12 protein-coding genes are annotated in these 14,028 nt (G+C 72.3%); 7 read left to right on the forward strand and 5 right to left on the reverse strand.

The window, feature by feature from the left end:
* Positions 1–440 precede the first annotated feature (440 nt).
* The 7 genes from ABZW32_RS13300 to ABZW32_RS13330 all read left to right on the forward strand — a co-directional run bounded on the left by ABZW32_RS13300 (position 441) and on the right by ABZW32_RS13330 (position 6,934).
* Positions 441–1,631 (forward strand): ATP-binding protein, encoded by a 1,191-nt coding sequence (locus ABZW32_RS13300; RefSeq protein ID WP_356214941.1) that lies wholly within the window; start codon positions 441–443, stop codon positions 1,629–1,631.
* Complete coding sequence (locus tag ABZW32_RS13305; RefSeq protein ID WP_356214943.1) at positions 1,628–2,470, forward strand: roadblock/LC7 domain-containing protein; 843 nt, start codon at positions 1,628–1,630, stop codon at positions 2,468–2,470. The genes ABZW32_RS13300 and ABZW32_RS13305 overlap by 4 nt, the downstream gene beginning before the upstream one ends.
* Entirely contained in the window at positions 2,463–2,858 is a 396-nt protein-coding gene (locus ABZW32_RS13310) for a DUF742 domain-containing protein (RefSeq protein WP_356214945.1), read from the forward strand. The genes ABZW32_RS13305 and ABZW32_RS13310 overlap by 8 nt, the downstream gene beginning before the upstream one ends.
* 3 nt (positions 2,859–2,861) lie before the next feature.
* Positions 2,862–3,422, forward strand: coding sequence for an ATP/GTP-binding protein (locus ABZW32_RS13315; protein WP_356214947.1), 561 nt, complete (start codon positions 2,862–2,864; stop codon positions 3,420–3,422).
* Between the two features lie 10 nt (positions 3,423–3,432).
* The gene (locus ABZW32_RS13320; protein WP_356214949.1) at positions 3,433–4,812 is read left to right on the forward strand and encodes a cytochrome P450; all 1,380 of its coding nucleotides are present in this window, start codon (positions 3,433–3,435) and stop codon (positions 4,810–4,812) included.
* Positions 4,813–4,916: 104 nt separating this feature from the next.
* The gene (locus ABZW32_RS13325; RefSeq protein WP_356214951.1) at positions 4,917–6,164 is read left to right on the forward strand and encodes a cytochrome P450; all 1,248 of its coding nucleotides are present in this window, start codon (positions 4,917–4,919) and stop codon (positions 6,162–6,164) included.
* Positions 6,161–6,934 (forward strand): enoyl-CoA hydratase/isomerase family protein, encoded by a 774-nt coding sequence (locus tag ABZW32_RS13330; protein ID WP_356214953.1) that lies wholly within the window; start codon positions 6,161–6,163, stop codon positions 6,932–6,934. Before ABZW32_RS13325 ends, ABZW32_RS13330 begins: the two co-directional genes overlap by 4 nt.
* A gap of 89 nt (positions 6,935–7,023) precedes the next feature.
* Here ABZW32_RS13330 and ABZW32_RS13335 read toward each other — a convergent pair whose 3' ends face one another.
* The 5 genes from ABZW32_RS13335 to ABZW32_RS13355 form a co-directional block, all read right to left on the reverse strand.
* A complete protein-coding gene (locus tag ABZW32_RS13335) occupies positions 7,024–8,307 on the reverse strand; it encodes an NAD(P)/FAD-dependent oxidoreductase (RefSeq protein ID WP_356214955.1) in 1,284 nt (427 codons plus the stop codon).
* 67 nt (positions 8,308–8,374) lie between these two features.
* Positions 8,375–9,622: an MFS transporter gene (locus ABZW32_RS13340; RefSeq protein WP_356214957.1), complete on the reverse strand. Its 1,248-nt coding sequence runs from the start codon at positions 9,620–9,622 to the stop codon at positions 8,375–8,377.
* A gap of 1 nt (position 9,623) precedes the next feature.
* Positions 9,624–11,456, reverse strand: a complete 1,833-nt coding sequence (locus tag ABZW32_RS13345) for a condensation domain-containing protein (RefSeq protein WP_356214958.1) — start codon at positions 11,454–11,456, stop codon at positions 9,624–9,626.
* On the reverse strand, positions 11,453–12,790 hold the full coding sequence (locus tag ABZW32_RS13350) for a DUF6271 family protein (RefSeq protein WP_356214960.1): 1,338 nt from the start codon (positions 12,788–12,790) through the stop codon (positions 11,453–11,455). The genes ABZW32_RS13345 and ABZW32_RS13350 overlap by 4 nt, the downstream gene beginning before the upstream one ends.
* A complete protein-coding gene (locus ABZW32_RS13355; RefSeq protein ID WP_356214962.1) occupies positions 12,772–13,857 on the reverse strand; it encodes a phytanoyl-CoA dioxygenase family protein in 1,086 nt (361 codons plus the stop codon). Before ABZW32_RS13355 ends, ABZW32_RS13350 begins: the two co-directional genes overlap by 19 nt.
* Positions 13,858–14,028: the final 171 nt, after the last annotated feature.

Raw genomic sequence — 14,028 nt, forward strand, 5'->3', positions numbered from 1 at the left:
GCGGAAAATCGACCTGAAGAAAGGCGGGATTCGACGCACGGGCGACGTCGGCCGCCTGTGAGGTCCTTCACGAGTTCGGCCGGCGGGGCCTCGGGGCGATGTGAGGGATTGTCGCTGCTCTCGTGAAGAACTCCTTGACGGAGCGGCAACGAAGGGGGTTGCCGGCAGCGGATGCGGAGTCGAAAGGGCCATGTCAACCCGCAGCCACGAGGGCCCGGTTGAGCGCATGCGGAGCCGCGGAGGGGGTCAGGGGGGCCGAGATCCGGGTGATAGCATCCCGGCATCTGTGATCTTGATCAATTTTTGACTCAGATGCTGATCTGCGATCGGCGGCTTCATCTCCGCGCAACCGCAGGCGAACCGTGCCGATCAGCCGTGTTGCGGGGCCTCGCGAGGTGTATCTGCAGCCGTCCGCATGCCATGCGCCGGGAAAGGTTTCCATGAATCGAGACGCACTTGTGTGGTGCTTGGTTGCGGTGGCGGCGATAGCCGTTGCCGCGGTCGCGGCACTCGTCGCCCGCAACCGGGCGCTGGGGGCGAACAAGCGCCACACCGAGGCCGAACTGAGGCAGGCGCTGCTCACGGCAGACGGCCACCTGCACGCCCTCCACGCCGACCTGCAGAGGTTCCGCGGCGAGCAGGACGCCACGCTCCGCGAAGCGAAGGAAGCGGCGGAGGAGAACACCAAGGCCGTCCTCAAGGGTGCCGCCAGGTTCCTGCAGAGCCTCGCGGCCGAGCAGACGACGCTCCTGGACGACATCCAGCGCAAGTACGGCGGGCACGCCGTCCTCAGCGACCTGATGGACGTCAACCACGCCAACGCGCAGATGGCGCGCAAGGCCCAGGGCATCGCCGTCATGTGCGGTGCGCCGCTCGGCCGCCGCAACAGGCCTGCCAGCGTCTACGACGTGGTGCGCAGTGCCCAGGGCCAGATCCGCAACTTCCACCGGGTCGCCATCATGCAGCAGACCGGTCTCGCGCTGAAGGCGTCCGCGGTCGCGCCCGTCGCACTCGCCGTGGCGGAGCTGCTCGACAACGCCGCGAGCTTCTCGCAGCACGACGCACCGATCGAGGTGACGTTCCAGCGCGTCCAGAACAACCTGTGCATCGTCATCGACGACGCCGGTGTCAGCATGAACGACGAGGACCGGCAGCGGGCGACCATGCTGCTCTCCGGAGAGGTCGCCCCCCGCCTGTCGGAGCTCGGGACCCAGCCGAAGTTCGGTTTCCCGGTGATCGGCCTGATCGCGCGTCAGTACGGTTTCAAGGTGGACGTCACCGGAGTCTCCCGATACGGCGGCGTCAGGGCCGTCGTCCTCTTGCCCGAGGAGCTGTGGACCATGGAGGAGATACCGCCCGCCCCCCAGGAGGCTCCGGTCAGCAACATCCGGCGCGCCGCCGAGAGCCGGCCCCAGAGCCCGCCGTCGCGCACGATGCACGGTCTGCCCAAGCGCGGCGCGCGCCAGGCGCCCATCGCGAGCGTTCCCGATCCCGACGCCGCCCCGCCGGCGCCGCGGACCCCGGGAGAGCCGGGCCGTGCTTCCGGGCGCGGTCTGGGGGCCTTCCAGCGCGGCACGCTCTCCGGCCGCAACCTTGACGCCACCTCGTTCGAAGGACCCGAGAACGCATGACCGCAGACCTGTCGTGGATGCTCGAGGACATCGTGCACAACGTGCCCCGCGCACGGCACGCCGTCCTGCTGTCCGCGGACGGCCTCCCTCGCGGCGCTACGGAAGGCCTGGCCGAGAAGGATGTACGCACCATCTCCGCCGCCATGGCCGGGATGCAGTCGCTCAGCCGGGCGACGGCCCACTTCGCCGGACCGGACGAGGACCGGCAGTGGAACCAGACCATCATCGAGTTCTCGCACGGCTGGAGCTTCCTGATCGGGGCCGGGCAGGGCTCCTATCTCGCCGCCGCGGCCGCGCCCGACGTGGACATGCAGCAGATCTCCTTCCGCATGCACCGCCTCGTCGCCCGGCTGGGCACCAACCTCACCTCGCCCCCGCGCGTGAGCGCCGAGGACGCCGCGGGTACCCGGCGGAGCGACCCCCGGCCGCAGGGCGCCGGTGACTCGGGATTCGTCCTCCGCGAGCTCGACCAGGTGGTGTCCCGGGTCGAGGGCGCCCTCCACGCGGTACTGCTGGGATCGGACGGACTGCCCCGCGGGGCGACCGACGGGATGAGCCGCGACCTCGCGGACACGATCTCCGCGGCCATGACGGGCATCCACGCCTACAGCCGGGTGACCTCCCAGTTCGCGGGGGTCGTCGAGGACGCGGAATGGCGTCAGACGGTCATCGAGTTCCAGCACGGCTGGATCTTCCTGATGGCGGCCGGCCCCGATGCCCTCCTGGCCGCCGCCGCCGAACACGACTGTGACATAGAGGAGTTCACCATGCGTCTGCACGAGGTGGTTCCCAGACTGACCGCGGGCGCGACACCGGGGAAGGGAACAGGCCGTGTCTGACGGATCCGAACACGATGAAGATCTGGAACTGACGTCTCCGTTAGTCCCCCTCTTCGTGATCACGAACGGACGGGCGCTGCCCCCGGAGCACGAGTACGAGCACACGACGCTCGTGACGGCGGCGCCGGCGGAGAACGGACAGGTCACGGCGCGCACACTGTCCCCGGAAGCGGGGCAGGTCATGGACCTGGTCGCGAACGGCTTCCTGTCCGTGGCCGAGGTGGCGGGGCACACGCACCTGCCCCTGGGCATCGTCCGCATCCTGCTGGCGCAGTTGGAGGAGGACGGTCTCATCCTCGCGAGGAGACCGATACCGCGTGCCGAACGTGTCGACAGAGAACTGGTCAGCGCCGTGCTCGAGGGCCTGAAGAATCGATTCGGAGCTTAGCCCGTGTACCTGGATCCAGACGTCTCCCACGCGGTGAAGATCCTCATAGTGGGGCACTTCGGGGTCGGCAAGACCACCTGCATCGGCAGTCTCTCCGAAATCGAGCCGCTGCGGACCGAGGAAGAGATCACCGAGGCCAGCATGGGCTTCGATGACCTGTCGGGCACGCCCGGCAAGAAGACCACCACCGTCGCCATGGACTTCGGCCGGCTCACCCTGAGCGACACCCTGGTGCTCTACCTCTTCGGAACGCCCGGCCAGGAACGCTTCAAGGAGATGTGGGAGGAGCTCTCCCGCGGTGCCCTGGGCGCGCTGGTCCTGGTGGACCCGGAGCGACTGCACGAGTCCTTCCCCGTCCTGGACCTCGTCGAGCGTTTCGGCCTGACGTACGCCATCGCCGTGAACCACTTCGAGGGCACCACGGACTACCCGCTCGACGAGGTGCGCGAGGCCCTGAACCTCACCGCCGAGACCCCCGTCGTCAAGTGCGACGTACGGGACCAGAACTCCTCGGCGCAGGCCCTCATCACCCTCGCCAAACACCTCATGTCCCAACTCGGCTAGGAGCGCAGGAATGCAACAGCCACGTGAACCGCAAGAGATACCCCCCGGCTGCCCCGCGCACGGGAACGTCCAGATGTACGGCCCCTCGTTCGGAGCCGACCCCGACAGCCACTACGCACAGCTGCGTCCGTACGGTCCCAGCGCGCCCGTGGACATCGCCCCCGACGTCCCGGCCGAGCTCGTCACCAGCTACGACGCCGCGCTGTACGTCCTGCAGAACCCCGCCTCCTTCGTACGCGACTCCCGCCGTTGGAACGCGCTGGCCGAAGGGCGGGTCCCGGCCGACAGCCCGGCACTGCCGATGATGGGATACCGCCCCAACGCGCTCTTCAGTGACGGTGCGGCACACGCCCGGCTGCGCAGGGCCGTCACCGACAGCCTCGCCACGGTCAACGAGCACCAGCTCATCCGGCAGACGCAGCAGTCCGCCAACTACCTGATCAGCCAGTTCAGCACCGACATCCGCGGGCAGGCGGAGCTGATGGCCGAGTACGCCCAGCCGCTGCCCCTGCTGGTGTTCAGCGAGCTGTTCGGCTGCCCGCCCGAGATCGGCGACCGGGTGATCGCCGGGATCAGCGGCATCTTCGAGGGGACGCCCGGGGCCGACGAGGTGCTCGGCGGTGCGCTCAACGAGCTGATCGCCCTCAAGCGGCGGCGCCCGCGTGCGGACCTGACGACGCGTCTGATGGAACACTCGGCCCAGCTGAGCGACGAGGAGGTGCTCCACCAGCTGGTCACCCTCCTCTCCGGTGGCACCGCGCCGCTGGCCGCGGCCATCGGCACCAGCAGCGCCCTGTACCTCGGAGAGGACTGGCAGATCGGCCTCCCGGTCGAGGACGCGGTCTCCCAGACCCTCTGGAACTACGCGCCGATCGCCAACTACGCGGCGCACTACCCGACTCACGACGTCGAGCTCGGCGACAGGCTGGTCCGGGCCAACGACCCGGTCCTGATCTCGTTCGCCGCGGCCAACACCGACCCGAAGCTGACCAGGCACCGCGAACAGCTGAGCGCCAAGGCGCACTTGGCGTTCGGGGCGGGCCCGCACGCCTGCCCCGCCAAGGACCCGGCTTTCATGATCGCCGTGACCGCCGTCGAGACGCTGCTCAACCAGCTTCCCGACGTGGAGATGCGCGTCCCGTTCAAGGCGCTCACCTGGGCACCGAGCCCGTGGATCCGCTCGCTGGTCACCCTCCCGATCCGCTTCACCCCGAGGGCCGCTCCCCCGGCGGCCGAGTCGGCCGGATCGAACGCGGGCCAAACCTCCCAGCAGCAGGCAGCCGCCTCCTCCACCTCCAGCACCGGCCCCTCGCGTACGGGCTCCGGCGCCGCGCCGCAGCCCAAGGGCGGTCTGTTCAGCCGCTTCCTGGCGTGGACCAAGGGCGGGTGAATCGAGTGTGATTCTAGTAACGTCCTGAGTACTCAGTGGTAGTGGAGTCTTTAACGATCATGTGGGTATGCATGGCGGCTGGTTCTCAGAAAGGAGCCGCCATCATGGGCGTTGCCACAAGTCCGTCGTACGACCGCCGGGCGTCCGCCTCCCTCTTCTCCCGTCTGCGGACGGCCAGAGGGCAGGCCGACCCCTTCCCGATATACGCCGAGCTCCTCGCGCGGGGCGAGGTGGTGCCCGCGCCCTGGGGCGGCTCGGCGGTCACCGGCTTCGCCGCCTGCGACCAGGTCCTGCGCAGCCGGCAATGGCTGGAGCCCGACAGGGAATGGCGGGAGCGCCAGGGTCCGGGGACCCGCTGGAACGCGCCCAGCTCGCGCGAGATGAGCAACACGCTCGCCGCACTCAACGCCCCGGACCACACCAGGGTGCGGCGGGCGGCGGGCACGTTCGACCGGGGCAGCGTGGAGCGCATCGGCCGCAACGTGCAGCGGACCGCGGATCAGCTCCTCGACGCCTTCACGGAGCGAATACGCACCGGCGAGGCGGACATCTCGGAGCTCGTCTGCGAGGAGTTGCCCGTGGCCACCATAGGCGACTGGCTGGGGCTGCCACGGGCCGACTGGCCCAGGCTCCGGCAGTTGACGCACGATCAGGTCTTCACCCAGGAGCTGCTGCCCTCGGCCAGCCAGCTGGCCCTGTCCGACGCGGCCACCGCCGAACTCCGCACCTATTTCATGGAACTGGTGCGTGACCGGCGCTCCCACCCCGGCGACGACCCCGTCACCCGGTGGATCCGGACGTGGGACACGATCGAGCCCGACCGGGACAAGGCCGACGAGGCCGTCTACTTCCTGGTGTTGTTCGTCCTGCTGGCCGCCCTGGAAACCACCGCGACCCTCCTCTCGACGATGACGCTCCGGCTCGTCGAGAGCCCGGACCGCTGGAACGCGGTCGCCGACAACCCCGACCTCGTGCCCGGGTTCGTGGAGGAGACGCTCCGCTACGACCCGCCCACCCACGTGATCAGCAGGATCGCCTCCGAGGACTGCGTGCTGGGGGGCATCGAGATCCGCCGCGACGAGATGGTCCACCTCATGGTCGGGGCGGCGCACCGGGACCCGGCCAGGCACAGCGACCCGGACCGGTTCGACCCCGAGCGCGCGCCCGGCCACCTCGCCTTCAGCGGCGGCATCCACTACTGCCTCGGCGCGCCGCTGGCCCGCCTCGAAGCCCAGACGCTCCTGCGCCAGCTGATCCGCCGCCTTCCCCGCCTCACCCTCGTACGCCCCCCGTCGATGGCGCCCCGCGTGGCGTTCCGGCGCCTGCTGAACCTGGACGTGACCGTCGCATGACCGATTCCACCCGCACCCGGACCGTTCCCAAGGCGGTCATCGCCGAGCAGGACGGCCCCGTACTGCGTGTCCGCCTCAACCCCTGGGGGCAGGAGGACACGTTGGACTCCGCGGTCCTGGACGACCTCATCATGCTGCTGGACGACCTCCACGAGAGACCCGACGTCCGGATCCTGACGCTGTCGTCCATGGGTACGGACTTCTGCCTGGGTGCCGACCGCGACGAGTACCGGGAGGCACTGGCCGCCGATCCGTCCGGAGCGGGCCTGCGGCGCATCGCCGACAAGGCGCACCGGCTGTGCCAGGCCCTGGAGAACACGCACGCGGTCACCGTCGCCCGGCTGCACGGGCGGGTCATCGGCGCGGGCCTCGCCCTCGCCTCCTTCTGCGACCTGCGCGCCGGGGCCGACACCAGCCGCTTCCGCATGCCGGAGGTCGGCATAGGGCTGCCGCCGGCCTGGGGCGGGGCGATGGGGCGGCTGGTCTCCGAGGTGGGCGCCTCCAGGATCCGCGAGCTCATGCTCACCTGCGACGTCTTCGACGCCGACACGGCCCACCGGATCGGCCTGCTCCACCGGACCGCCCCGCTCGACCAGCTGGACGCGGTCATCGATTCCTGGACCAGGCCCCTCGTCCGGCGCTCGCCCGAAGCGCTCGTCCTGACGAAGCGGATGCTGGCCGGCTACGCACGGGCGGACAGGACGGCGGACGTCTCCCTCCTCGACTCCCATCTGCTGGCGGCCACGCTCCAGGGGCACGCGACGGGCTGATCCTCCCGGGGCCGACGCGGGCGGCCGGCCCCCCACGGGCCGGCCGTGGCTCGCGGGGCCGGCCCCGCCGGTCGGGCGGGGGGAGCCGGTCAGGAGTCCGGTTGTGCGCGGTGCGCGGTCGGCGTGGACGCCCGGCGGTGTCGGATGTCGACCACCGCGGCCCTGGTCAGTGCCACGGGGTTCAGGAAGCGCGACGGACCGATCAGCCGGGAGGCGAACAGGTACATGTGCCGCGCCATCGCCTCGTCGCGCGCCGCCGCCGAGAAGACCAGCCGCTCCGCGGGGTTGAACGGGCGGGCCCTGGCGAAGTCGACCGCCAGGCTCTGGTGCCCGCGCAGCCGGCGGCGGTGGGTGCGGGCGTACGCCGCGAGGGACCTGTCGAGGTCGCCGCGGCCGGCCGCGGCCGGGGCCACCGCCCGCGCCAGCCAGTGCGCGGACTCCAGGGCCCACCCGCAGCCCACGCCCCACAGGGGATCCCCGGTCAGGGCGGCGTCGCCGATCAGGGCGATGCCCGGCGCGGTCGGATCCCGGGTGACGAGGGGGTAGTCGACCGTACCGATGATCTTGCTGATGCGTTCGGCCGAGTCGATGGGCGGCGCGTCGGGCAGGGCGCGGACGAAGTCGAAGAAGCTGCCCTCCAGGTCTTCCCGGAAGGCCGGCAGTCGCTTCTTGTCCGGGAGCACCGCGAGGACCGTCACCCCGTCGTCGTTCGGGAACGCGTAGGCCATGTCGGGTTCGAGGAACCAGGCCTGCCCGATCCCGCCGTGCAGCGGAAGGCCGCGGAAGTGGGCGAGGTAGCCGAAGCGCCCGTTCTCGTGCAGCCGGGTGGGCACCTCCGCGAGGCCCGCCACCGCCGAGTCCTTGCCGTCGGCGCCGACCACCAGGCGGGCCCGGATCTCCCGTTCGCCCCGCGGTGCCGCCGCGCGCACGCCCACCGTCCGCCCGGCTTCCCGGATCAGCCCGGTCACCCGGTGACCGGGGAGCAGGTCGACGCCGGGGGTCCGCGCCGCGTGGGATCTGATCAGCGGGTCGAGGACGCTGCGCCGGATGTTGTACGCGTACGGGAGCTCGGGGCCGCCCGGCGCGGCCCTCGGCTCGATCCATCCCCAACGGGTGTACCAGCGCGCGGCGTTGCGGACGGCCCCGGCCTCTTCGAGCGCGGGAACGAGGCCGAGTTCGTCCAGCACCGGGTAGGCGTTGGCCGTGAGGGAGTGGGTGCAGAGCACCTTGTACGCCCCGGGGTCCGAGCGGCGTTCCAGCAGTGCGACGCGGACGCCGCGGCGAGCGAGCAGGATCGCCGCGGCGCTGCCGGCCGGGCCGGCTCCGCTGATGACGACGTCGTAGTCGTCTCCCGCGCTCTCAGGGTTGGTCATGCGCTGGTCGCCCCCCTCGGGTGGTGCGGTGGCACTACTGTCAGGAACATGACCAACTGTAGGCGGACTACGGTTTCCCCGGTGCCCGTTCCAGTGCGCGGATCGCGGGGACGCCGAGCATCACGCCGATGCACACGACGCCCACGGCCGAGGAGAACAGCAGCACCCGGTCCGCTCCGAAGGCGGCCGCCGCCGGGCCGGCCAGGGCGCGGCCCACGGGGATGACCATGATCGAGCCGGCCACGTCGTAGGCCGAGACGCGGCTCAGGACGGCCAGCGGGATGTGGGACTGCACGCTCGTCGCCCACATGACGCCCCAGAACGCGAACCCGCAGCCCGCCACGGCCCCGGTCAGCGCCGTCACGGTGAAGGACCAGCCCAGGGCGGGCGCGAGGGGGTTGAGGGAGAAGAAGAACATCGCGCAGGCCCCCGCGACGAGCGGGCGGCGGGGCCGGACGCGCATGCCGAGCAGGCCGCCGACGATCGTCCCGGCGCCGTCGGCCGAGGCGATCCAGCCGTAGCCGCCGGCGCCGTGCTGTTCGGTGAGCAGCGTCGCGCCCAGCGGGAGGGCCGGGCCGAAGACGAAGAGGCCGTACACCGCCCATACGGAGATGACCCCCCACAGCCAGGAACGGGACCGGAACTCGTGCCATCCGGCGGCCAGTCGGTGCCACATCGGGTCGTCGCTCTCGTCCCGGGCGGTACCGAGCCCGCGCAGCGGCGCCAGGCCCAGGGCGCTGAGCGCGTACGCAGCCGCGATGACCACGAACGATCCCGCGACGTTCCAGTAGGCCACGAGGAGACCGGCGACCCCGGGGCCGAGCAGGGTGCAGATGGCCTCGGAGATCCGCAGGAGGGCGTTGGCCCGCTGGATGTCCTCGGCGACCCGGGGCACCAGGCTCGCCAGGCCCGGCTGGAACATGGCGGTGGCGGCGCCGCTGAGGGCCAGCAGCGCCATGACGTGCCACAGCCGGACGTGGTCGCCGATCAGCAGCAGCGCGAGCGCGAGCATGACCACCGTGCGCACCACGTCCGCGCCGACCATCATCACCTGGGGGGTGAACCGGTCGGCGAGGACCCCGCCGAACAGCACGAGCAGGACGATCGGCGCCATCCACGCGGCCAGCGCGTAGCCGACGCCGGCCGCCCCGTATCCCGCCCCGAGCACGGCGGTCGTCAGGGACACCATCAGCATGCCGTCGCCGAGCAGCGAGGTGCTGCGGGCGGTGAAGAACAGCCGGAAGCGGCTCGACCGCCACGGGCTGGGCGGCGGGGTCTGCTGTTCCCGCCGCGCGGTTGCCTCATCCATCGTCATGTCACATCGGCCGCTGCCGGCCGGTCCCTTCCCTGAGGATCTTCCGGTGGAGCCAGGCGTCGCCGCGGTCCGCCTCGGCCGGCGGGTGCCGGACGATCACGTACCGGCTCGGGGCCAGTACCCCGGGGCGGCCGGGGAGCGCGTCCATCAGCGCGGTGTGGGCCTGCGCCGGGGTGAGCGGGGTGTCGCCCGCGGCGATGTACGCCGTCAGGGTGCTCGCCGTCGGCTCGCTCCCCGGCGGCTCGCTCCCCGGCGGCTCGCTCCCCGCAGGCGCGCTCCCGGCCGGGGCGTCCGCGGTGACGTGTACGGGCAGGCCGTCCAGGGCCCGGCTCAGCGTCGCGGCCACGAGCGGCGGCGAGGTCCAGGAGCCGTCCACCCGGAGCCAGTGGGGGCCGCGTTCCACCGGCCGGACCCCCGTGACCCCGGTGAGCGACGCGAGCGGCACGTCCCGCGCGGCGGCGGCCTCCAGGAGCCGTACCAGACCGGTGAGGAGGCCTTCGGCCTCCTCCCGCCCGAACAGCGCGGGGTCGGCCCACAGGGCGAGGTGCAGCAGCGGATCGGTCGCGTGGACGAAGACGAGGACGCGGGTCGGCAGGACCTGCTCCGGCCCCCAGGTGAGCTCCAGCTCCGGCCCGTACGGGTCCCGGCCCTCCGGCGGGCCGTCCGCGGTGCGGGAGGCCGAGGTGGCCGGGAGCGTGCTCACGTCGTTGAACACGACGTCGCGCGCGAACCGGCTGCCGCGCTCGAAGGTGGTCCGGCCGATCACCTCCCACAGGCCGAGCGCGTCGAACCGGCTGTGCCGGTAGGCGTTGAGGGCCGCTCCCCAGGCCTTCTTGAGGAGCACGTCGAAGGACGGCACCCGGACGTCCAGGGAGAGCAGGGCGTCCTGGGAGAGGGTGTTCACCGCGCGCGCGAGCCGGGGGTGGTACCGGTTGGAGGTCGGGGCGGCGATGACGCAGGCGTCCTGCCCCGTGCGGTGGGCGACGATGGCGCACCAGGCGGTCAGCAGGACGGTGGACGGCAGGGCGCCGGTGCGTTCGGCAGCGCCGGCCAGCGCGCGGGCGGCCCGCCGCGACCGGAGGGTGAGCAGCGGCACCCGTACCTCGGTGCCCTCGGCGCCCGGCTCCGCGAACATCGCCTGGGGTCCGGTGCGGATGATCCGCTCCCAGTGTCGCAGCGATGCCTCGGACCTGCGCAGACCGGCCGGGGTGGCCTCCTCCTCGGCGAGGCCGAGCGGGGTGAGCGAGGTGGGCGGGGCGAGCTCCTCGCCCGCGAGCAGGCACAGCCATTCCTCCTTCAGGACCGCGAGGGCGCCGGCGTCGGTCAGGGCGTGGCTCGCGGCCATGGCCACGCACACGGGCGTGCCGGCGCGTGTCACCAGGGAGAGGCGGAGGGGGAAGTCCCGGTCCAGCCGGAAGCGTTCCTCGCGTGCCCGGCGGGCCAGCGAGTCGGCGTACGCGACGGGGTCCCCGGAGAGTTCCCCGTGGTCGAGGACGGTGACGGTGAACGTTCCCCGGGACGCCACGGCCTGCTCGTGGGGCGCGCTGCCCGGGGCGTGCGGGAAGGTCGTGCGCAGGGCCTCGTGCCGTACGACGAGGGCGCGCAGGGCTTCGACCACCGCGTCCGTCCGGGTCCCCTCGGGAACCGGCCACACGTCGTGGATGTTGATGTGCGCGGGCTCGTCGCGCAGCATGCAGCGGATCATGTTGGCCTGCCCCATCGTGACGGGGCCCCGGCGCTCCTCCCCGCCCGCGTACGTGACGGTGAGGACGTGCGTGCCGCTCGGCCGGCGGGGGCCGCCGTCGGGCCGGGCCCCCGCCGGTCGGCGGCTCATGCGGTGCATCGCGCGGCCTCCCGGTGCGTCGGGCCGGGGCGGCCCTGTGCCCGGCTCGCGCGGGTCAGGTCCTCCCAGGCTTCGGTCAGGACGGCGAAGTCCTCCATGTCTCGCCGGGCGTCGTCGAGGAGCGGTTCCCGGCGGGCGGTGAGCGCGTCCGCGGCCGTGGTGTAGCGGCCGCCCAGGGTCCGGTACGAGCGGTCGAGTACGTCGAGCCGTCTGGCGCCCTCGTCGGGGGCGACGCGGGCGCCGTCCCCGACGAGGCCCGCGACGGCGGCGGCGCGGACGTGGCCGTCGGGGTCGAGCAGTGCGTCACCGGCCTTTTTCGTGGCGGCGTACACGGCGTCGAGGTGCGGGCCGGAGAGGAGGAACTTGGCGAAGCGCAGCTGGTAGGCGAGGAAGCCCTCGTCGGAACGGCGTTCCCGTGTGTGGAAGTTGACGATGTGCCGGTTGTGGAGGACCCCCGGCAGTCGTGCGTCGTGGACCAGGTGGAGGAGGAAGTAGTCGCTGCCGATGGTGTCGGTGGCGGGCGGCAGGGGCACCCGGGCGTAGACCTCTCGGTCGAGGGCGATGTTGCACATGTCGACGCGCAGGGGGCTGACGCTGGTGAGGGTGGTGAGGTCGCCGGTGAACGCGGCGGTCCCGGCGCCCCGGAAGGACTCCGCGATCAGGTTCCTGCGCCAGATCTCGGGGTGGCCGGCGGGGACGGAGAGGCCCACCACGTCCTCGTAGACGGAGGGGTCGAGGCGGCGGATCTCCTCCACGTCCACGGACATCTCGCCGACGAAGGAGCCCCCGACCAGGGCCACCGGCCGGTCCGCGCAGGCGGGGTCGAGCCTGCTGCGGGTGACCAGGGCGGACACCTCGGCGGCGGGCCGCCCGAGGGACGTCAGCTCGTGGTGGAGGGGGAAGACCGGCTCTCCGTCCAGGTACTGGTAGCGGCTGTCCGAGTCCCGGCGGTGGACGGAGGTGCAGCCCAGGGCCTCCGCGATGAGGAAGGCGCGGTTGGTGCAGGCTCCGTAGGAGACGCGGGACGGCAGCATCAGCTCCAGCAGCCGTCCGGGCGCGGCGGCTCCGGACCGGGTGATCACCTCGCGCAGGAAGGTCCGTTGGGCGTCCTCGTCGAGGTGGTGCACGACCACCCCGGGGACCGCGGGCAGGGCGGCGACCGTCTCCCGGTGCCCGGCGAGCTCCGGGGCGTCGCAGGAGTCGAGGACGAGCAGGTGGACCTCGGCGCCGAAACGGCGGGCGCCGTACGCGGCCTCCTCGGCCACGGCCCTGATCGTCGCCGCGCAGGGCCGGTTGGTGGGCAGGGTCAGGCAGACACGGCGCACGCCGGCTCCCCGCTCCGGTCGGCGCGGGTGGCGGTGCCCGTCTCCTTCCAGGACGTGAGCCCGAGCAGCCGGCTGCCGAGCTCGTTCAGGGTGGCCGTGGGGTAGCGCTCGGACTCGTGCCGTACGGGGTCCCCGACCAGGGTGCGGTTCCAGCGCGGGGTCCGCAGGTGCCGCCAGGCGTCGACGCGGGAGCGCCTGAGGCGCTCGTGTTCCTCCAGGGCCGGCATCATCGACAGGTACTGGACCGCCCGCACCTGGTCCCGGGAGGTGTTGCGCGCCACGCCGTGGGCGAGCAGGCCGTTCCAGATCAGCAGGTCGCCGGGGTGCAGGTCGGGGCGTACGACGGGGTACTCCGCCCGGTCGGCGCCGGGGCGCAGGGGGTCCCGGTCGGCCGCCTGGCCGGCCTTCCAGGCGTCGAACCGGCGGAACAGCTCAGGGCTGCACTGGAAGCCGCCCGCCTCCGGCCGGGTGTCGTTGAGCGCGATGATCCCCTGGACGCGCTGCGGCGGAACACCGAGCGTGGTGTCGATGTCCCAGTGCAGTTCGATGTCGAAGCCGCGGTCCGTGGGCTCGATCAGGGCGCGGTCGCGGTTGCCGGTGTTGGGCGGGTTGAGGTTGAGCCGGTCCTGGGTGACCCAGAGTTCCTCGCAGTCCCATACGTCGACGAAGGCGTCGTAGACGCGCCGGGCCTGCCGGTTGTCCCAGAGGAGCTGGTGGTGGTAGGCCTCCACGAAGCCGTACACGTGCAGTTGCCGGTCCAGGTCGGAGCGGAAGGGCCGGTCCGCGTACCAGCCGTCCGGCCGGTCCGGGTCGAGGCCCTGGAACTCCCAGGTGAAGTCGAGCAGGCGGCGCGCCGCTTCCGCCGGGACCGCCTCGCGGACGATGACGTAGCCGTACGTCTGCCAGTGGGCGAAGTCCTCCTCGGACAGCACCCGCAGCGGTCTCGACTTCTTCAGTTCCCGCAGGGTGGTCTGGGCCAGGTAGGACTCGCCGTCCGCGCTGAAGTACGGCAGGTCCGAGGCCGCCCGGTGGAGACGGGGGCGGCTGCGGGGAGCGGGTGTCGTCATGCGGTCCCTCCAGAAAGGGAGTCGGGGCGGCGGTCCGGCCCGTCGGCGGGCGCGGCCGCTCCGGCGGGTGCGAGGGGGATGCGAGGGGGACGGGCAGTGGTGACGCGCGCTCCTCCTCGGCCGGAGGGCAGCGCGGGGCGCCCCTCGGCGCGGGCCGGTGGCGGACGCCGG

It is taken from the genome of Streptomyces sp. NPDC004667 (genome assembly GCF_040609475.1).
In the GTDB taxonomy this organism is placed as follows: Bacteria; Actinomycetota; Actinomycetes; order Streptomycetales; family Streptomycetaceae; genus Streptomyces.

Bases quoted from the DNA above. Each gene is read 5' to 3' on its own strand.
- ABZW32_RS13300 (WP_356214941.1), top strand. From the start codon at position 441: ATGAATCGAGACGCACTTGTGTGGTGCTTGGTTGCGGTGGCGGCGATA.
- ABZW32_RS13305 (WP_356214943.1), top strand. From the start codon at position 1,628: ATGACCGCAGACCTGTCGTGGATGCTCGAGGACATCGTGCACAACGTG.
- ABZW32_RS13320 (WP_356214949.1), top strand. From the start codon at position 3,433: ATGCAACAGCCACGTGAACCGCAAGAGATACCCCCCGGCTGCCCCGCG.
- ABZW32_RS13325 (WP_356214951.1), top strand. From the start codon at position 4,917: ATGGGCGTTGCCACAAGTCCGTCGTACGACCGCCGGGCGTCCGCCTCC.
- ABZW32_RS13330 (WP_356214953.1), top strand. From the start codon at position 6,161: ATGACCGATTCCACCCGCACCCGGACCGTTCCCAAGGCGGTCATCGCC.
- ABZW32_RS13335 (WP_356214955.1), bottom strand. From the start codon at position 8,307: ATGACCAACCCTGAGAGCGCGGGAGACGACTACGACGTCGTCATCAGC.
- ABZW32_RS13340 (WP_356214957.1), bottom strand. From the start codon at position 9,622: ATGACGATGGATGAGGCAACCGCGCGGCGGGAACAGCAGACCCCGCCG.
- ABZW32_RS13345 (WP_356214958.1), bottom strand. From the start codon at position 11,456: ATGAGCCGCCGACCGGCGGGGGCCCGGCCCGACGGCGGCCCCCGCCGG.
- ABZW32_RS13355 (WP_356214962.1), bottom strand. From the start codon at position 13,857: ATGACGACACCCGCTCCCCGCAGCCGCCCCCGTCTCCACCGGGCGGCC.